A 17093-nucleotide genomic window follows, 5' to 3' on the forward strand; every position below is an offset into this window, starting at 1 on the left:
ACCGGGAACGGTGCGGCGGGCCCTCGTCGTGCCGGGGCCCGTCGACGGCGGGCCCGGGCCGCTCAGCCGCGCAGGACGGCCGGGACCACGGCGAACAGCGCCGCCGTCACGGTGACGGAGAGGCAGAGCGCCGCCCAGCGGGCGCAGATCCGGCGGCACTCGACGCGGTACCGGGCGGCCAGCCGGCGGCAGCGCTCGACCGCGCGGTCGACGACCTCCTCGGCGTAGCGCAACCGGTCGGCGGCGTAGGCCTGTTCGAGGCTCTCCCGCTCCGCCGCCGGCAGCCACGGGAACTGCGCGGCGAACGCGCGGGCGTCCCGTTCGGCCGCCGCGACCTCCGCCTCCCAGGCCAGGAACCCCTCGATGCGGGCGAACTCCGCCCGGGAGTTCACCCGGGCACCGACGCCGGCGGGCCTGCCCTGACGAGGCGTCCGCGCTCTCGGCGGACGCTGTCTGCCACCCATGACCGCTCCTCCAGTCCTGTCGAGTCGTCCCGCCGGAAAGCCTGCGGGGTCGGGCTCCCGACGGGGATCGCTCCGCGACCAGGCAACTACTACCAGCGACAAACCGCAGGTGGCGGGCGGCTCGCCACAGCCCGTGCGGCCGGGAAAAACTTGCGTGCCACGCACTATTGCGCACCGCGCACCTTTCGCGGGACAGTGGTGGCCATGACGAAGGACCAGCCCGGCCTGCGGGAACGGAAGAAGGCCGCGACGCGGGAGGCACTGGGCTGGGCCGCACTGCGGCTCGCGGTGGAGCGGGGGCTGGAGAACGTCCGGGTGGAGGACATCGCGGCCGCGGCCGGGGTCTCCCCGCGCACCTACAACAACTACTTCTCCAGCAAGGCCGAGGCGATCGTCTCCCGGCACCGCGACCGGGTCCTGCAAGCCGCCGGGGAGCTGCGGGCCCGCCCGGCGCAGGAGCCGCTGTGGGAGGCGCTGACCCGCTCCCTCGTCGCACCGTACGTCGGTGCGCCCGAGGAACCCGACCCGCGCTGGACCGCCGCCGTACGGCTGCTGCTGCGCGAACCTGCGCTCCAGGCCGAACTGCTCCGCGACAGCGCCGGCGTCCGGAGGGAGCTGGCGGCGGCGGTGGCCGCCCGGACCGGGACCGACGCCGACCGGGACCTCTACCCGAACCTGGTCGCCTCGGCCGCGCTCTCCGCGCTGCAGGCCGCCAACGAGCACTACCTGGCCGCCGACCCGGTGGTGCCGTTCCAGCCGCTGCTCACCGAGGCGCTGCGCCAGCTGGCGGCCGGGCTGCCCGATCCTTCGTCACGGTGACCCCACCGCATCCGAGGGGCATTCGACATGAACGGGGACTTGAGATGAACAGCGATGTCGTCATCGTCGGCGCCGGCCCGGTCGGGCTGTTCCTGGCCGGCGAACTGGCGCTGGCCGGAATCCGGCCGGTGGTCCTGGACCGGCTGCCCGCGCGCTCGGGCGAGCAGAAGGCCAACGGGCTGGTCGGCCAGGTGCTCCGGCTGCTCGACCACCGCGGCCTGTACCAGCCGCTCAGCGGCGTCCCGGGCGCGCCGCGGCCCGTACCGCGCTTCGTGTTCGGCGCCTTCCCGCTGGAACTGCACCGGCTCGACCGGAACCCGCTGCACGCCGTGCCCGTACCCCAGCACCGGATCGAGGAGGTACTGGAGGAGCGCCTCCTCGACCTGGGCGTCACCGTGCGCCGCGACCGCGAGGTCACCGGCCTGCGCCAGGACCCGACCGGGGTGACCGTCGACGTCCGAGGACCCGACGGCGCCGGACAGTTGCGCGCCCGCTACCTGGTCGGCGCGGACGGCGGCCGCAGCACCGTCCGCAAACTCGCCGGGATCGGCTTCCCCGGCGTCACCTCGCCCGACCCCGTCTCCCGCATCGCGCACGTGCTGCCGCCCGAGGGGGTGCGCACCACCGACAACGGCGACGTCCTGCTGCCCGGCTGCCCGACCCCGTTCCGCGTCTTCACCCACACCCGCACCGACCACGGCGTGTTCGTCATCTCCCCGTTCGGCCCGGACGCCGTCATGATCGCCACGATGGAGTGGGGCGGCCCGCCGGTGGACCAGCGGACCCCGCTGACCCTGGACGAGCTGCGCGCCAGCGTCCGCCGGGTGACCGGCGCCGACCTGCCGCTCGCCCCGGCCCGTACCGCCGGACCGTTCACCCCGCGCCGCACCGTCGGCCACAACACCCGGCTCGCCGAGCGCTACCGCGACGGCCGGGTCCTGCTCGTCGGCGACGCCGCCCACGTGCACGCCGCGACCGGCGGCCCGGGCCTCAACCTCGGCCTCCAGGACGCCGCCAACCTCGGCTGGAAGCTCGCCGCCGACCTGCACGGCTGGGCCCCGCCCGGCCTGCTGGACAGCTACCAGAACGAGCGCCGCCCGGTCGGCGAGCGGGTGTTCATGCACTCCCAGGCCCAGACCGCCCTGATGGCCCCCGGCCCCGGGACCACCGCGGTGCGCGCCCTGTTCGACGAGCTGCTGGCGCACCCGGACAACCTCGGCCGGATCGCCGCGCTGATGGCCGGCAGCGACGTCCGCCACGACGTCGGCTGCCCGCACCCGCTGGCCGGTCGGTTCGTGCCGGAGCTCGCGGCGACCACCCCGAACGGCCCCGCCCGGATCGCCGAACTCGCCCGCACCGGACGCCCGTTGCTCGTCGACCTCACCGGCGGCCGGCTCGGCCTCGCGGACCCGGCGGCGGGTTGGAAGGACCGGGTCGACCTCGTCACGGCCGACTGCCCGCAGCCGCCGGCCGGCGCCCTGCTGCTGCGCCCGGACGGCTACGTCGCCTGGGCGACCGGGCCCGACCGGGCGGACCGGGAGGGTCTGGCCCGGGCGCTGCGCATCTGGTTCGGCGCCGCCTCCTCCTGAGGACGGGCACCCGCGGACGGGCACCCCGGCGACGGGGTCCACGACGACGCGGACGGGCCCGTACCCGCCGTCCGCGGGGCCGCCGGGGAGGCGCCGGACGGGTGGGGGAGAATGGCGGCATGTCCCGACGTCGTTCCGCGCCCCGCGCCGCCGCGCCCCGGCTGCTGCCCTCGTCCCCCTGCCCGTGCGGCCTGCCCGCCGCCTACGGCGACTGCTGCGGCCGGCTGCACCGGGGCCAGGCGGCGGCCACCACCGCCGAGTCCCTGATGCGCTCCCGGTTCAGCGCCTTCGCCGCGCAGGACGAGGCGTACCTGCTGCGCACCTGGCACCCGGACACCCGGCCGGCCGAGGTCGACTTCGACCCGGGGCTGCGCTGGACGGGGCTGGAGGTGGTCGACACCACCGAGGGCGGCGCCTTCCACGCGCAGGGCACCGTCGCCTTCCGGGCGCACTGGACGGAGGGCGGCGAGGAGGGCGTGCTCAGCGAGAACAGCCGCTTCGTACGGCACGAGGGCGCCTGGGTGTACCTGGACGCCCTCTCGCTCGGCTGAGCCACCCGACCCGCGGCGGCCGCGCTCGGGTGGCCGCTCCGGGCCGCCGCTACAGGTAGTCGTCCAGCCGGGCCAGCGCGAAACCCTGCGCGGTGACGTCGTTGACGACCTTGCGCAGCAGGTCCGGCATCGAGGCCTTCCAGATGTCGGTGCCCCGGAAGTGGGTCAGGATGATGTCGCCCGGGTGCAGCTTCCGGTCGTCGTAGCGCCACTCCATGTGGTCCGGGAAGGCCTCCTCGTTCCACATCGGCACCGCCTGCACCCCGCAGGAGGCCGCCGCGCGCAGGGTGTCGTCGTTGTACTCGCCGTACGGCGGCCGGAACAGCCGGGGGCGGACGCCGATCTGCTTCTCCAGCTGGTCCTGCTGGGTGCAGATCTCCTCGCGCTGGGTGTCGTAGTCCAGCACCTTCAGGTTGCGGTGGTTGATCGTGTGGTTGTTGATCTCCACGCCCTGGGCGTGCAGGTCGCGGAAGTAGCCGTAGTTCTCGCGGGCGAGGTAGTCGGAGACGTAGGTGCTGAGCGGGATGCCCAGGTCCGCGGCCATCCGGGAGAACTCGGGGTCCTTCTCGTCACCGTCGTCGACGGTCAGGAAGACCACCTTGTCGTCGGTCGGCACCCGGAAGACGACGGGCGGGCGGCCGTCGGCGAGCTTGACGCCCTGCACCGGGGTGAGCTCGGGCTTGGTCGCCGGACGCGGCGGGGCCTTCAGCGGCGGGCGCTCCAGGCCCCAGTGCTGGGCGGCCGCCTCCTGACGGGCCACCACCTCGGCGCTGTTCGCCTCCTCCGCCAGGGGCGGGGCACCGGCCTGGTCGGCGTCCGGGGCGGCGGCGGGCGCCGCGTTCGCCTCGGGCGCCGCGTTCGCCTCGGGCGCCGTGTTCGCCTCGGGGGCCGGGGCGGCCTTCGGCCCGGCGGGAGCGGCCGGAGCGGCGCAGCCGGCGAGGACGGCGGAGAGGCAGACGGCGGCCAGCAGGCCGGTCCGTACACCGCCCCGGTGGTGCTGGCTTCCCCTCAAACCCCCATTATTACGACAAACTGATGGTCTGTTCATGGGTGCACTGCTCCCCTGCCGTGCACCACCGCCAATCCCCGCGTCACCCGTGCGGGGCAACGACGCACCGGGTCCTTGCCGTTCCTTTGCCCGGGTGGCGGGGCGACCGGGTGACCGCCGGTCCGACGGCCGGGGCGGAGCGGGCCGGGCGGGGCCGCCGGGAAAACCGATTGCGGCGACGGCCCCCGAATCGGATCATGCGCGCATGACGAACACCGCGCCCCGCCGCTCCGACCTCTGGACCGTCACCACGGCCGACGTGACCGCCCCCGAGGCCCTGGACCTGCTGCGCGAGTACTACTACGACGTGGCCAACCGCTACTACCGCCTGCACTTCGACCGGGAGGGCACCCCCGAGGAGCTGGAGTCCGGCCTGGCCGACTCCCCCAGCGACGACCTCGCCGCCCCGGACGGCCACTTCCTGATCGGCCGCCACGACGGCGCCGCCCACTCCTGCGCCGGCCTGCGCCGACTCGACGCCGCCACCGTCGAACTCACCCGGGTCTTCGTCCGCCCCGGCCTGCGCGGCACCGGCGGCGGCGCCGTGCTGCTGGCCGCCGTCGACCGGGCCGCCCGCTCCCTGGGCGCCGAGCGGATCGTCCTCGACACCCGCCTCGACCTGGTCGAGGCCCGCGCGCTCTACCTGCGCAACGGGTACCGGGAGATCCCCGCCTACAGCAGCGGGCCGTACGCCCAGGTCTGGTACGGCAAGGACCTCGCCCCCGTCGAGTAGCGGCATCGCCGCTGAGGGAACGGACCGGGTTCACACCGCGCCGACGCGCCGGGAGGGCTCCGGTCAGTCCGTCAGGGCGGCCGCGAGTTCGGCCGCCGAGGGCGGGTTGGCGCCCGGGCGCGCGACGGTCAGCGCCGCCGCCGTCACCGCCCGGGTGAGGCAGACCGCGAGATCGGCGCCCGCCGCGTGGGCGTGCAGGAAGGCGGCCATGAAGGCGTCGCCGGCGCCGACCGTGTCCGCGACCGGCACCGGGAGAGCCGCGGCCTCGGCGCGTCCGCCCCCGGCGGTGCGGGCGAACGCGCCCTCGGCGCCGAGGGTGACCGCGACCACGGCCGGGCCGAGGGCCAGCCAGCGCTCGGCGACCGCCTCGGGCCGCTCGCCCGGGTAGAGCCAGTCCAGGTCCTCGTCGCTGACCTTGACCAGGTCGCTCAGCGCCACCCAGCGCTCGACCCGGCGGACGGCCCCGGCCCGGTCGCCCATCAGCGCCGGGCGCACGTTCGGGTCGTAGCTGATCCGCGCGTGCCCGCGCCAGCGCTCCACCAGGGCCAGCACCGAACCCGCGCCGGGCTCGGTCACCGCCGCGATCGAACCGAGGTGGATCGCGGCGGGCGGCTCGGCGAGTTCGGTGGGCGGGAGCGTCCAGTGGATGTCGAAGGTGTAGCGGGCCCGCCCCTGCCCGTCCAGCTCCACCACCGCCGAGGGCGTCCGGGCGACCTCGGCGGCCCGGACCCGCACCCCCGCCGACTCCAGGTGCCGCCGGATCAGCCGGCCGTTGGCGTCCGGCCCCAGCTCGGTGAGCAGGGTGGCCGGTCGGCCCAGCCGGGCGAGGCCGTACGCGACGTTCGCGGGGCTGCCGCCGGGGTGCACCCGGTCCGGGACGTCACTCGTTCGGACGATGTCGGCGACGCACTCGCCGATCACCAGAACGGGCGAGGCTGGGCTGGTCACGGCGGCTCCTGGCATCCGGTACGCGGGCGTCGTCTCGACCGCCAAGCCTACGGGGTGCGTCCGGGCGCACGGCGCCCGGGCAGGAAAGTACGGCCGCCGGACCTGGCCAGGTTTTCCGACGGCCGTGGCTCGTCCGTCAGGGGACGATGCACTCCTGACGTTAGACCGCGTACGGGCGCCGCGCCATCACCGTGGGCCGTCCGGGGGACACGGTGTGTCGCCGGACCGAGCTCCGCCGTCGCACCACGCCGCGCCGTCGGACCGCACCTATCGCGCCCGCGCCGGCCCGACGGTCCACTAGCATCCGTGGGCCAGGCTCTCCCCGCCCCGGGGGCTCCGCCTCCGCTCCCGCTCGTGAAGTGCGGTGATCACACTTGTCCAGGCCCCTCGGCCTCCTCAGGCTCTTCAGGCCCCGCGCCCGGCTCGTCCCGTCACTCGCGCTCAGCGCGGTGCTGCTGTCCGCGAGCGTGCCGACGGCCGGCGCCGCCGACGGGCTGGGCGATCCGGTCTTCCCCTCGCTCGGGAACACCGGGTACCGGGTGCTCGGGTACGACCTGGCCTTCGACTACCGGGACGGGCCCCGGACGGTGGACGGCACGGCCGTGCTCACCGTCCGGCCCGACCGCACGCTCGCCCGGCTGGACCTGGACGCGCTCGGCCTGGCCGTGCGCGCCGTCCGGGTCGACGGGCGGCCGGCGGGCTTCACCGCCCACGACGAGAAGCTGACGGTGACTCCGGCCAGGCCGTTCCGCCCGGGCGCCGTCGCCCGGCTGACCGTCGAGTACACCGCCGACCCGCGCGCCGCGCTGCCGCACACCGGCTGGGTCCCCGCCCCGGACGGCTTCGCGGTGGCCGGCCAGCCGAACAGCGCGCACACCGTCTTCCCATGCAACGACCACCCCAGCGACAAGGCCCGGTTCACCATCTCGGTGACCGCCCCGGACGCTCTCCGCGGCGTCGCCAACGGCGAGTTGACGGCCACCGAACGGCGCGGCGACGGCCGCACCACCCGCCGGTACGTGTCCCGCGAGCCGATGGCCACCGAGCTGGTCCAGGTCTCGGTCGGCGACTACACCGTGCGCGAGCGCACCGGCCCGCACGGCCTGCCGCTGCGCGACGTCGTGCCGACCGCGCGCGCCGCCGAACTGGAACCCGCGCTCGCCCTCACCCCCGGCCAGCTCGCCTGGGCCGAAGCGCACCTGGGGCCCTTCCCGTTCGAGACGTACGGGCTCCTGCCGGCCAACACGGACGATCCGGCCGCGTTCGCCTTCACCGGCCTGGAGACCCAGACGCTCACCCTCTACAAGCCGAACTTCCTGCGGCAGGCGGAGCCGGCGATCGGCTCGCACATGATGCACGAGCTGGTCCATTCCTGGTTCGGCAACAGCGTCTCCCCCGCCAGGTGGTCCGACCTCTGGCTCAACGAGGGCCACGCCGACTTCTACGGACTGGTGTACCGCTACGAGCGCGGATGGCCGGACGCCTGGGGCCACACCACGCTGACCGACCGGATGCGCTACCTCTACGGGCTGGGCGACCAGTGGCGGCACGACTCCGGGCCGGTCGCCTCCCCCACCGCCGCCGACCTCTTCGACAGCCAGCGGTACACGGGCGGCGCGCTGGTGCTGTTCGCGCTCCGGGAGAAGGTCGGGGAGGCGGCCTTCGACCGGATCGAGCGGGCGTTCCTGCGCACCTACCGGTCCGGGAACGCCACCACCGAGGACTACGTGCGGACGGCCTCGTCGGTGTCCGGCCAGGACCTGCGGGGCTTCCTCGACGACTGGCTGTACGGGCTGCGGACGCCGCCGATGCCCGGTCACCCGGACTGGGTGGTGGGCCCGGTGGGCCTGGCGGGGGCGGCTCCGGGGGCTCCCGGGGCGCCGGTTCCCGGGGCGTCGCTCTGGGAGGGTGGGGCCGCGGTGGCGGGCGGGCCCGCGGTGGCGCGGGGCTCCGGAACGCTCTGACGGCGCGGCTGGGACTGCTGGTGCACGCCCGGCGCGCCGCCGTGCGTCCGGTCGCGGCTCGCACGCCCCTGACCGGCAGGGGCGGGTGGGGCCATGGTGGTTCCCACGGCCCGCCCGCCGCCCGGCAGAGTCCCGGTCGGCTCGCGGGCCGTCCAGGGTTACGCTGCCGGCATGTCCGATCAGGGAAGCTACCGCCGCGAATCCGCCCGTGTCCTGTTGATCGACGAGCTGGACCGCCTGCTCCTGCTGAAGTTCCATGTCGACCCGGATGCTCCCGAGAGCGGTCACGGATGGTGCACGCCCGGCGGTGGTGTCGAGGACGGGGAGACCCTGGCGGAGGCGGCAGCCCGCGAGCTTCGCGAGGAGACCGGCCTGTCCGTGGAGCCGGAGGCCTTGCGGTCAGCCGTCGCGGAGACCTCCGGATACGCGGATGTCGGCTGGGCCGAAGGGATCTTCCGGGACGTCTTCTTCCGGCTTCGCGTCACGGGCCACCAGGTCGACGTCAGCGGCCAGGAGGCGAACGAGCGCACGTACCACGCCGGCCATCGCTGGTGGTCCGTCACCGACCTCGCGGCCACCGGCGAGACGGTCTACCCGCTCGGCCTGGCCGGGTTGGCGGCCGAGCTGGTGGCCGGGCGTGTCCCCACTGATCCGGTTCAGCTGCCCTGGCATCACTGAGGACCGCCGCTCGGGCACGCCGCGCCGTAACCCTTCCGGCGCAGCGTCGTTGGACCGGCCATGAAGAAGCGCAGCATGCTTGCCGTCGCCTCGATCGCCGTCGGTGTCGTGGCCTCCCTCACCGCGCCGAGCGCGCACGCCAGTGCCGTGGGCGGGCAGGAGGGACTGCCCGGGCCGCTGAGCAGCGCTCCGGACCTGGTGCCCGGGCAGGTCGGTGACGCGGGCGGCGTCCTCGGGGATGCCACGGGCTACGTGACCGGGTCGGCGAACGGCCTGGTGGCGGCCACTCCGGCGTAGTCCCCGCCCATGGCTCAGGACATCGGTGCTCCGAGGTCCTGGGTCCAGTAGGGGGTGCCGGCCGCGTTGGTGGCGAAGCCGACGCCGATGTCCTTGAACCCGCAGTCGAGCATGTTGGACTGGTGGATTCCGCCGTCCATCCAGCGGGCGAAGACGGCGGCCGGGGTGGTCGGGCCCCGGTCGAGGTTCTCGCCCCACTGGGACCAGCGGTAGCCGGCGGCGGTGATCCGGGCCTCGGTCCGGACGCCGTCCGGGTTGACGTGGTCGAAGAAGCCGCGGGTGGCCATGTCGTCCGCGTGCTTCTGGGCCGAGCCGTGCAGCCGGGGGTCGATCCGCAGCGGGGCGCAGCCGGCCCTGGCGCGTTCGGCGTTGACCAGGTCCACCAGCTGGCGCTCCGGGTTCGGCTGCGGTGTCGCGGTGGCGGTGCGGGTCGCGGTCGGTGTGGCCGTCGCCGTGGGCGTCGGGCTCTCCGCGGGCAGCGGGGTCGGCACCGGTGTCGGGGCGGTGGCGGCGGGTGCGGCGGCGGCCGTCGGGACGTCCTGGGCCGCGGCCGGGGCGGTGGGCTCGGGTGTCGTCGGCTGCGGCGGCTCGCCGGCCTGCGGCCAGACCAGGGCGAGGGTGGTCACGGCGACCGCCGCGGCCGCGCCGCTCACCAGGACGGCCTTGCGGGCCGCGGTGCCGGCCCAGCCGCCGTGCCCTCCCGCCGCCGCGTGCGCGCCGGTACCCGTAGAGGCCCCGGCTCCCGCGCCCCCCGCTCCGGTGGCGGCCGAGGAGGCGACGGCGGCCGCGGTGTGCTGGAAGTGCAGCAGCACGGGCGAGCCGAGCGGGATCGGCACCAGGGCGAGGCCGGCCAGTAGTCCTTCGGCCGGGAAGAGGTCGCGGCCGAGGCCGCCGCAGTCCGCGCAGTCCCGGATGTGACGGGCGATGCGCTTGCGCCAGACCGAGTTCGGGGTGCCGTCGAAGCCCGTAGTGAGCTCGGTCAGTCCGGGGCAGCGGGGGTAGGCGCAGAGCGCGCGGACGACGATGCGGCCCGCTTCGAGCTGCTTCTTCATCCGCTGCACGCGTACGGCGGTGTGCTGCGGGCTCAGGTCGAGGGCCTCGGCGAGTTCGGCGCGGGTCAGATCGCCGGCGGCCTCCAGCCACCAGAGGGCGAGCAGCTCGCGGTCGTCGGGGTCCAGCCAGCGGGTGGCCTCGGCCACCTCGCGGCGCTGGCCGGACAGGCCGAGGCGCAGGATGGTGAGGTCGGTGAAGTCGGCCCGGGGGTCGGCGACCTCCCAGGTCTCGTCCAGGCCGCCGACGGTCGGCTGCTGCTGACCGGCGGCGTGCCGACGGCGCACCTGGTTCATGGTGATGGCGACCAGCCAGGACCGGAAGGACTCCGGGTCGCGGAGCCCGTCCAGGCCGTCCAGGGCCCGGATCATGGTCTCCTGCGCGACGTCGTCCACGTCGGCGTGGCCGCCGAGGGCGCGGCCGGCCACGTTGTAGACGAGCGGCAGCCAGGCGGCGACCAGCGCCTCCCGGGCCTGCCGGTCACCTGCCTGCGCCGCGAGCACCAGGGTGGTCCCGGTCCTGTTCTGCACCTCAGCGTTCATGGTCCGCACTCCGTGTTGCCGTGTATCCGTCCGCCGCTGCCTCCTCGGAGACCCGTGGGGAGTGATCAGATAACAACAATGTGCACGGAATCGGAAAATCGGCCCGGATCGGCGGGCCCGGTCTGAGGGTCAGACCGGGCCTGGGCAGGAGCGGAAGCCGGGACGATCAGGCGTGGACCACGGTCGGAGCGGGGCCGAACGGAGGCCGGACCACGGTCGGTTCAGGGCCGGTTCACGCCGGGGAGGCGAACACCTGGGTCCACCACGGGCCGTTGTTGCCGGTCCGCACGCCCACGCCGAGCTGCTTGAACGCGCAGTTCAGGATGTTGGCCCGGTGGCCGGGGCTGTTCATCCAGGAGTCCATCACCGCGGCCGGGTCCTTCTGGCCGCGGGCGATGTTCTCGCCCCAGGTGCTCCAGCTGTACCCGGCGGCCTCGATCCGGTAGTCGGCGTGCTTGCCCTCGGGGCTGGCGTGGTCGAAGTAGTTGCGGTCGGCCATGTCGTCGCTGTGCGACTGGGCCGCACTCGTCAGCCGGGGCTCGGCGCTGACCGGCCCGCAGCCGGCCTTGCCGCGCTCGACGTTGACCAGGTCGACGACCTGCTGGGCGTACGACGGGGCCGCGCCTCCGCCGGCCGGCACGCCCCCTCCCCCAGGCATGCCCCCGCTCCCCGGGAAGCTGCCGCCCCCCGGCATCCCCGGGATGCCCCGCTTGGCGGTGCCCTGGCCCGCGGTGGAGGCACCGGCGGCGGTCGGGGTCGCCTTGACGGCGGAGGCCGTGGGAGTGGGGACGGCCGTCGGGGAGGCGGCGGCCGAAGCCGTCGGGGAGGCCGGAGCGGTCGGCGTGGCGGAGGCGCCCTGGGTGGCCGCCGGGTCGGCGGCGGTGGGGGTGGCCGGCAGCGGAACGTCCGGGTTCGTCCCCCCGGCGCCGGGCACCTGGATGCCGTCGTGCGTGCCCAGCTCCGCCGAGATCAGCATGTCGGCGGCCAGCGACTGGCCCGCCATGTCGCGGTCGGTCTGCTTGCCGCCGTACGCCGCGTAGCCCGCACCGGCCAGCGCGGCGAACAGCCCCGTCCCGGCCACGGCGACGACGACCGCGGTCACCGGCACGATCCCGCCGCCCCGCCGCGCCCGGCGGCCCCGGCCGGCGTGCCGCTCGGCAGCCCGCCGCGCCGCCCGGCCACCGGAGCGGCCGCGGACCCCGTGCCCGCTGTCGCTGCCGGCGCCGCCCCCGCTCGCCGGGAGGATGGTCGTCCTGTCGTCGCTGTTCACGTGGCCACGCTTTCTGTTCCGGGTCGACTGGTCGGGTGTCGACACATGGGAGACCTCCCGGCGGGGCGCCGATAACAGAAATTCCGAACGAATGTCCGGGGGCCAGGCCGCGGTCTCAGCCGGCCGGTGCCTCCGGAGCCATGTCGTAGGTGATGAACCTGGTCTGATTGGCGACCTTGTCATATTTTCCACGGGCCCGGTAATTGTCTTCAGAGGTGATCCAGCGGACGGTGTTCCACCCGCGTTCCGCCGCGATTTCCCGCAGCCGGCCCAACAACGCGTCCACCGCCCCGCCGCCGCGAACCTCCGGCGCCACGAACAGATCGTCCAGGAAGCACCCGACCGCCCCGTGCAGCGGCCGCGAGAACGGCCGATAGTGCGCCAGCCCGACCGGCCGGCCCTCCCCGTCCCGCACCAGCAGCCCCGCCACCTCGTGCCCCGGATCCATCAGCCAGGACCACACCAGCTCGGCCTTCTCCTCCGGAATCGGCACCCGGTAGAACTCGCAGTACCCACGGAAGAGTTCACGCCAGGCCCGGTAGTCACCGGCCTCGGGCACGCCGACGCTCCAACGGGCCGTGGAGGTGTCGTTCATCTCGGTCTCCATCACTCAGGGGGCGGTACGAGCCACCCAGCATGACGCCCCGTCGCCCCGCCGCGGATCACCGCCCCGGCCAAGAGCACGTACCCGCTACGCCACTCCGGCGCCTTGCCTCCCCGGCCAGGACCCCCGGACGCAGCACCGCCCCGATCAGCCCAACCGCCCGGGCGGGGGCAGGGGCGGCCTCGGACACCGGGCCGCCAGGCGCGCGAGCGGGTGGACACGGGGGCCGGGCCGGGCCCGGCTGGGCGACGGCTGCGCGGGTGCTCGGGTGCGGGGGTGGGGGTGGGGGCGGATGCTGAGGGGGGTGGAGGTGGTGGTGTGGCGGGGTTGTCGAGCTTGGCGTCGGTGTCGCGGGAGGTGGCGGCGGAGGCGGGGCGGCGGGCGAAGACGGGGTTGTTGGCCGGGTGTCTGCGGGGGCTGGGGCCGCTGGAGGGGGCGGCGGCGGTGGCGTTGCTGTCCGGGGAGTCGCAGCGGTTGCGGACCGGGATCGGGCCGGCGGCGTTGCGGGGGTTGCCCGGGCCCGCGGTGGAGGCCTCGCTCGGGGTGCGGGAGGTGGAGCGGGAGCTGGAGCGGATCGCGGGGGTGCACGGGGCCGGGGCGCAGGCGGAGCGGCGGCGGCTGCTGCACGGGCTGTTCGCGCGGGCGACGGCGGAGGAGCAGGGGTTCCTGCGGGCGGTGCTGGTCGGGGACCTGCGGCAGGGGGCGCTGGACGCGGTGGTCGGGGACGCGGTGGCGCGGGCGGCGGGGGTGCCGTCGGCGGCGGTGCGGCGGGCGCTGATGTTCCGGGGGTCGGCGCGCGCGGTGGCGGAGGCGGCGCTGACCGGCGGGGAGGCGGCGCTGGCGGCGTTCCGGCTGGAGGTGGGACGGGCGGTGCGGCCGATGCTGGCCGCCTCGGCGCCGGACGTGGCGACGGCGCTGGAGCGCACCGGTCCGGCCGCGCTGGAGTGGAAGCTGGACGGCATCCGGGTGCAGGTGCACCGGGAGGGCGGGGAGGTCGCGGTGTTCACCCGCGGCCTGGAGGACATCGCCGCCCGCGTCCCCGAGGTGGTCGAGGCCGCGCTGGCGCTGCCGCTGCGTTCGGCGGTGCTGGACGGCGAGGCGATCGCGCTCGGTCCGGACGGCCGGCCGCGCCCGTTCCAGGAGACCGCCGCGCGCACCGCCTCCCGGCGGGACCCGGACCGGCTGCGCGCCGAGGTCCCGCTCGACGCCTACTTCTTCGACCTGCTGCACCGGGACGGCGAGGACCTGGTGGACCGTCCCGGCCGGGAGCGCTGGGCGGCGCTGGCCGGGGCGGTGCCGGACGGCCTGCGGGCGGCCCGCACCGAGACCGGGGACCGCGACCGGGCGCTGGCCTTCTTCCGCGACACGCTGGCGCTCGGGCACGAGGGCGTGCTGGTGAAGGACCCGTCGGCCCCGTACGCGGCGGGGCGGCGCGGCGCGGGCTGGATCAAGGTGAAGCCCCGGCACACCCTGGACCTGGTGGTGCTGGCCGCCGAGTGGGGCAGCGGGCGGCGGCGCGGCTTCCTCAGCAACCTGCACCTGGGCGCCCGGGCGGCGGGCGAGCCGGGGCTGGGCCCGTGGGTGATGCTCGGCAAGACCTTCAAGGGCCTGACCGACGAGACGCTCGCCCGCCAGACCGTCGAACTGCTGGCCCGGGAGACCGGACGGGACGCCTGGACGGTGCGGGTCCGGCCGGAACTGGTCGTCGAGATCGCCTTCGACGGGGTGCAGCGCAGCTCCCGCTATCCGGCCGGGCTCGCCCTGCGCTTCGCCCGGGTGGTGCGCTACCGGCCGGACAAGGACGCAGCCGAGGCGGACACCGTCGCGACCGTACGGGAGATCGCCGCCGCCGAGGGGCTCTGAGCCGGGAGCGGGCGGCTACGGGCAGCGCCCGGAGGCCGTGAACCACCGTACGGTACAGGCTTGTTGGGGTGATGCCGGTTCAAACCTCCGGCGCCGCTCCGGCGGTTCCGACGGGAGCCGAATCGGCCATTCTCGGCGATCCCGCCACCGCGCCCTCCGTGGACGGAGTAGCGGCGGTTAGGTTGGCAATGACAACGAGAGGCGGCCGCCGGGCAGCCGGCGGCGCACTGGCGAGAGGTGCCCGACCATGCGGGTGAGTGTCGACCGGGACCGCTGCTGCAGCTCCGGGATGTGCGTCACGAACGTTCCCGAGGTCTTCGACCAGGACGACGACGACAGTCTGGTGAGACTCCGTCAGACCGCCTTCAGGCCCGACCAGTTCGAGGATCTCAGACTGGCCGCCCAGCTCTGCCCGGGCGGCGCCATCACCGTGGTCGAGGACGGGCCGGCGGAGGCCGGGGCCGCCTCGGTCGACGGCTGACCGTACGCCGGCCCGAGCCGGCCGCGGACCGGAACCGCACCCGGGACCGGCGGACGTCCGGCAACCCCACCCCCACCGGAGAACCATCGCGACGCAAGGAGACCCCGCCTTGACGAGCACACCCACCGTGCCCGCCGTCCCGCTGCCGGCCCGGCACTCCGCCGGCTGCCCGTTCGGCCCGCCGCCCGCCTACACCGAGGCCGCCGCCACCGCGAACCTGAGCCGCGCCGAGCTGCCCGGGGGCGAGTCCTGCTGGCTGGCCACCGGCTACGCCGAGGTCCGCGCCATCCTGTCCGACCGCCGGTTCAGCGCGGACCTGCGCCACCCGACCTTCCCGCTGCTGATCGCCGGCAGCCGGGAGCGGATCGGCGAGAACCCGAACTTCCTGAACCTCGACGACCCCGAGCACTCCCGGCTGCGCCGGATGGTCACCGGGGACTTCCTGGTCAAACGGGTCGAGGCGATGCGCCCGGACATCCAGCGGATCGTGGACGAGGCGCTGGACGGGATGACCGCGGGCCGCGCCGAGGCCGACCTGGTCGCCGACTTCGCGCTGCCCGTCCCCTCGCTGGTGATCTGCCTGCTGCTCGGAGTCCCGTACGAGGACCACGAGTTCTTCCAGGGCATCAGCCGGACGCTGCTCAGCAACACCAGGCCGTTCGAGGAGCTCCTGGCGGCCCGGGACGAGATGCTGGAGTACCTGGAGGCGCTGACCGCCCGCAAGCGGGAGGAGCCGCGGGACGACATCCTCAGCCGGCTCGCCGTCCGCGACGACCTCACCCCGCGCGAGGTCGCCAGCACCGGCTTCCTGCTGCTGGTCGCCGGGCACGAGACGACCGCGAACATGATCTCGCTCTCCACCGCCCTGCTGCTGGACCGGCCCGAGCAGATCGCCAGGCTGGCCGACCCGGCCGCGGTGCCCGGCGCGGTGGAGGAGCTGCTGCGCCTCCTCACCATCATCCACACCGGGGTGCTCCGGGTGGCGCTGGAGGACGTGGAGCTGGGCGGAACGACCGTCCGGGCCGGGGAGGGCGTGGTCGCGATGCTCTCCACCGCCAACCGGGACGAGGCGGTGTTCGGCGGCGCCGACCGGCTGCCGGCCGACGAACTGGACCTGGACCGGGACGCCCGGCGGCACATGGCCTTCGGCTTCGGCGTGCACCAGTGCCTCGGCCAGCCGCTGGCCCGTGCCGAGCTCCAGATCGCGCTGGCCACGCTGTTCCGGCGGCTGCCGGGGCTGCGGCTGACCGTCCCGCGCGACGAGCTGGCGTTCCGCACCGACGCGTTCATCTACGGCATGCGGTCGCTGCCCGTCGCCTGGTGACGCCCGGGGGTCTCCTGACGCCCGGGCGGGGTCCGCGGGGCGCTTCCCGGATCACCCGGCTGGCCCTCGCGCCGGGGCGGAGGCAGGCTGGAGGGGCGAAGAGCCACCACCGGTCCCGCCGCGCCTCCGGCCCGGGCGCGCCAGGACCGGCCGAGGAGACGGAGCCCGCGATGACCGACATGAGTGACCGGTCCAAGGTGAGTACCGAGGACGACGAGGACATCCGCGCCGCGGACCCCGAGGAGGGCGTCCCCTCGATGCAGAACCTGCACGCACAGGACACCTCCCAGGCGGAGGGCGCCCCCATGCTGGACGAGCCCGGCCAGCCCGGCTGACCGTCCGCCGTACCGACTCGACCGCCCGGTGCCGCCGGGCGGTCGCCGCGACCGCAGGTGTCGCTGCTCCGGCGGCGGGCCACCCGCGGGGGAGGATAGGCGCATGACCGAACACGACCAAGGAAACCGCCAGGCCCAGCCGCCCGCGGACCCGCGCACGTCGTGGGCGACCTGGACCACCCAATCGATCATCAGCGGCCCCGGCGGGGTGACCACCACCGAGATCGGCCCGATCTCCGGCGACCTCACCGTGCACACCACCTGGGTGGACGGCGAGGCGAGGCTGACCGTCCAGTACACCGGCGCGCTGGACTGGTACACGGTCACCGGCAGCCCGGTGCCGGCGCAGGACGAGACCACCGCTCGGGCGATCCACCAGGCGATGGTGAACGGCGTCAAGGCCGGCCGGGGCGCGGGTGCCCCGGCGCCGCCGAAACCCTAGGAACACCAGGAACCCCAGGAGGAACACCAGGAACCCCAGGCCCCTCGACGCCCGGGGTTCCCGAGCCTCCGGCGACAGGCGCGCCCGGGAC

Annotated in this window: 18 protein-coding genes; 12 read left to right on the top strand and 6 right to left on the bottom strand. The window is 75.3% G+C overall.

Translation table 11 applies throughout. The annotated features are described in order from the left end of the window. Positions 1–62: 62 nt before the first annotated feature. Positions 63–464, bottom strand: a complete 402-nt coding sequence (locus tag ACFU7Z_RS18940) for a cytochrome C oxidase subunit I (RefSeq protein WP_143204590.1) — start codon at positions 462–464, stop codon at positions 63–65. A 204-nt stretch (positions 465–668) separates the two neighbouring features. Here ACFU7Z_RS18940 and ACFU7Z_RS18945 point away from each other — a divergent pair, with 204 nt between their 5' ends. From ACFU7Z_RS18945 to ACFU7Z_RS18955, 3 genes are all read left to right on the top strand, one after another. Continuing rightward, a complete protein-coding gene (locus ACFU7Z_RS18945; RefSeq protein ID WP_049657124.1) occupies positions 669–1283 on the top strand; it encodes a TetR family transcriptional regulator in 615 nt (204 codons plus the stop codon). Between the two features lie 44 nt (positions 1284–1327). Continuing rightward, positions 1328–2872 carry an FAD-dependent monooxygenase gene (locus ACFU7Z_RS18950; protein ID WP_380778366.1) on the top strand — a complete coding sequence of 515 codons (1545 nt, stop codon included), beginning with the start codon at positions 1328–1330 and terminating at the stop codon, positions 2870–2872. Between the two features lie 119 nt (positions 2873–2991). Further along, entirely contained in the window at positions 2992–3423 is a 432-nt protein-coding gene (locus ACFU7Z_RS18955) for a YchJ family protein (protein ID WP_049657121.1), read from the top strand. A 49-nt stretch (positions 3424–3472) separates the two neighbouring features. Here the strand turns inward: ACFU7Z_RS18955 and ACFU7Z_RS18960 are convergent, their stop codons facing one another. Then, complete coding sequence (locus ACFU7Z_RS18960) at positions 3473–4435, bottom strand: polysaccharide deacetylase family protein (protein ID WP_380778369.1); 963 nt, start codon at positions 4433–4435, stop codon at positions 3473–3475. A gap of 241 nt (positions 4436–4676) precedes the next feature. Between ACFU7Z_RS18960 and ACFU7Z_RS18965 the strand changes: the two genes are divergently transcribed. Then, positions 4677–5204, top strand: coding sequence for a GNAT family N-acetyltransferase (locus ACFU7Z_RS18965; protein ID WP_117486546.1), 528 nt, complete (start codon positions 4677–4679; stop codon positions 5202–5204). Positions 5205–5267: 63 nt separating this feature from the next. Here the strand turns inward: ACFU7Z_RS18965 and ACFU7Z_RS18970 are convergent, their stop codons facing one another. Continuing rightward, positions 5268–6152, bottom strand: coding sequence for a carbohydrate kinase (locus ACFU7Z_RS18970; RefSeq protein ID WP_380778372.1), 885 nt, complete (start codon positions 6150–6152; stop codon positions 5268–5270). Between the two features lie 374 nt (positions 6153–6526). Here ACFU7Z_RS18970 and ACFU7Z_RS18975 point away from each other — a divergent pair, with 374 nt between their 5' ends. From ACFU7Z_RS18975 to ACFU7Z_RS18985, 3 genes are all read left to right on the top strand, one after another. Further along, positions 6527–8116, top strand: a complete 1590-nt coding sequence (locus tag ACFU7Z_RS18975; RefSeq protein WP_380778374.1) for a M1 family metallopeptidase — start codon at positions 6527–6529, stop codon at positions 8114–8116. A gap of 171 nt (positions 8117–8287) precedes the next feature. Then, positions 8288–8794 (top strand): NUDIX hydrolase, encoded by a 507-nt coding sequence (locus ACFU7Z_RS18980; RefSeq protein WP_074003825.1) that lies wholly within the window; start codon positions 8288–8290, stop codon positions 8792–8794. A gap of 60 nt (positions 8795–8854) precedes the next feature. Further along, on the top strand, positions 8855–9091 hold the full coding sequence (locus tag ACFU7Z_RS18985) for a hypothetical protein (protein WP_049659354.1): 237 nt from the start codon (positions 8855–8857) through the stop codon (positions 9089–9091). A 14-nt stretch (positions 9092–9105) separates the two neighbouring features. Here the strand turns inward: ACFU7Z_RS18985 and ACFU7Z_RS18990 are convergent, their stop codons facing one another. The 3 genes from ACFU7Z_RS18990 to ACFU7Z_RS19000 all read right to left on the bottom strand — a co-directional run bounded on the left by ACFU7Z_RS18990 (position 9106) and on the right by ACFU7Z_RS19000 (position 12548). Next, positions 9106–10683 carry a sigma-70 family RNA polymerase sigma factor gene (locus ACFU7Z_RS18990; protein WP_380778376.1) on the bottom strand — a complete coding sequence of 526 codons (1578 nt, stop codon included), beginning with the start codon at positions 10681–10683 and terminating at the stop codon, positions 9106–9108. Positions 10684–10915: 232 nt separating this feature from the next. Then, on the bottom strand, positions 10916–11953 hold the full coding sequence (locus ACFU7Z_RS18995; protein ID WP_380778378.1) for a CAP domain-containing protein: 1038 nt from the start codon (positions 11951–11953) through the stop codon (positions 10916–10918). A 115-nt stretch (positions 11954–12068) separates the two neighbouring features. Next, positions 12069–12548, bottom strand: coding sequence for a GNAT family N-acetyltransferase (locus ACFU7Z_RS19000; protein WP_380778380.1), 480 nt, complete (start codon positions 12546–12548; stop codon positions 12069–12071). A gap of 327 nt (positions 12549–12875) precedes the next feature. Here ACFU7Z_RS19000 and ACFU7Z_RS19005 point away from each other — a divergent pair, with 327 nt between their 5' ends. From ACFU7Z_RS19005 to ACFU7Z_RS19025, 5 genes are all read left to right on the top strand, one after another. After that, complete coding sequence (locus ACFU7Z_RS19005; RefSeq protein ID WP_380778382.1) at positions 12876–14420, top strand: ATP-dependent DNA ligase; 1545 nt, start codon at positions 12876–12878, stop codon at positions 14418–14420. Positions 14421–14667: 247 nt separating this feature from the next. Beyond that, positions 14668–14901 carry a ferredoxin gene (locus ACFU7Z_RS19010; protein WP_074003623.1) on the top strand — a complete coding sequence of 78 codons (234 nt, stop codon included), beginning with the start codon at positions 14668–14670 and terminating at the stop codon, positions 14899–14901. A gap of 109 nt (positions 14902–15010) precedes the next feature. Further along, a complete protein-coding gene (locus ACFU7Z_RS19015) occupies positions 15011–16225 on the top strand; it encodes a cytochrome P450 (protein WP_380778385.1) in 1215 nt (404 codons plus the stop codon). 170 nt (positions 16226–16395) lie between these two features. Further along, complete coding sequence (locus ACFU7Z_RS19020; protein WP_158077733.1) at positions 16396–16560, top strand: hypothetical protein; 165 nt, start codon at positions 16396–16398, stop codon at positions 16558–16560. A gap of 103 nt (positions 16561–16663) precedes the next feature. After that, a complete protein-coding gene (locus ACFU7Z_RS19025) occupies positions 16664–17002 on the top strand; it encodes a hypothetical protein (RefSeq protein ID WP_117486557.1) in 339 nt (112 codons plus the stop codon). The last annotated feature ends 91 nt before the right edge of the window (positions 17003–17093 follow it).

The sequence above is a fragment of the Kitasatospora sp. NPDC057518 genome, assembly GCF_042802075.1.
In the GTDB taxonomy this organism is placed as follows: domain Bacteria; phylum Actinomycetota; class Actinomycetes; order Streptomycetales; family Streptomycetaceae; genus Kitasatospora.

Bases quoted from the DNA above. Each gene is read 5' to 3' on its own strand.
- ACFU7Z_RS18965 (WP_117486546.1), top strand. From the start codon at position 4,677: ATGACGAACACCGCGCCCCGCCGCTCCGACCTCTGGACCGTCACCACG.
- ACFU7Z_RS18940 (WP_143204590.1), bottom strand. From the start codon at position 464: ATGGGTGGCAGACAGCGTCCGCCGAGAGCGCGGACGCCTCGTCAGGGC.
- ACFU7Z_RS18945 (WP_049657124.1), top strand. From the start codon at position 669: ATGACGAAGGACCAGCCCGGCCTGCGGGAACGGAAGAAGGCCGCGACG.
- ACFU7Z_RS19000 (WP_380778380.1), bottom strand. From the start codon at position 12,548: ATGAACGACACCTCCACGGCCCGTTGGAGCGTCGGCGTGCCCGAGGCC.
- ACFU7Z_RS18985 (WP_049659354.1), top strand. From the start codon at position 8,855: ATGAAGAAGCGCAGCATGCTTGCCGTCGCCTCGATCGCCGTCGGTGTC.
- ACFU7Z_RS19010 (WP_074003623.1), top strand. From the start codon at position 14,668: ATGCGGGTGAGTGTCGACCGGGACCGCTGCTGCAGCTCCGGGATGTGC.
- ACFU7Z_RS18980 (WP_074003825.1), top strand. From the start codon at position 8,288: ATGTCCGATCAGGGAAGCTACCGCCGCGAATCCGCCCGTGTCCTGTTG.
- ACFU7Z_RS18990 (WP_380778376.1), bottom strand. From the start codon at position 10,683: ATGAACGCTGAGGTGCAGAACAGGACCGGGACCACCCTGGTGCTCGCG.
- ACFU7Z_RS19020 (WP_158077733.1), top strand. From the start codon at position 16,396: ATGACCGACATGAGTGACCGGTCCAAGGTGAGTACCGAGGACGACGAG.
- ACFU7Z_RS19025 (WP_117486557.1), top strand. From the start codon at position 16,664: ATGACCGAACACGACCAAGGAAACCGCCAGGCCCAGCCGCCCGCGGAC.
- ACFU7Z_RS18955 (WP_049657121.1), top strand. From the start codon at position 2,992: ATGTCCCGACGTCGTTCCGCGCCCCGCGCCGCCGCGCCCCGGCTGCTG.
- ACFU7Z_RS18950 (WP_380778366.1), top strand. From the start codon at position 1,328: ATGAACAGCGATGTCGTCATCGTCGGCGCCGGCCCGGTCGGGCTGTTC.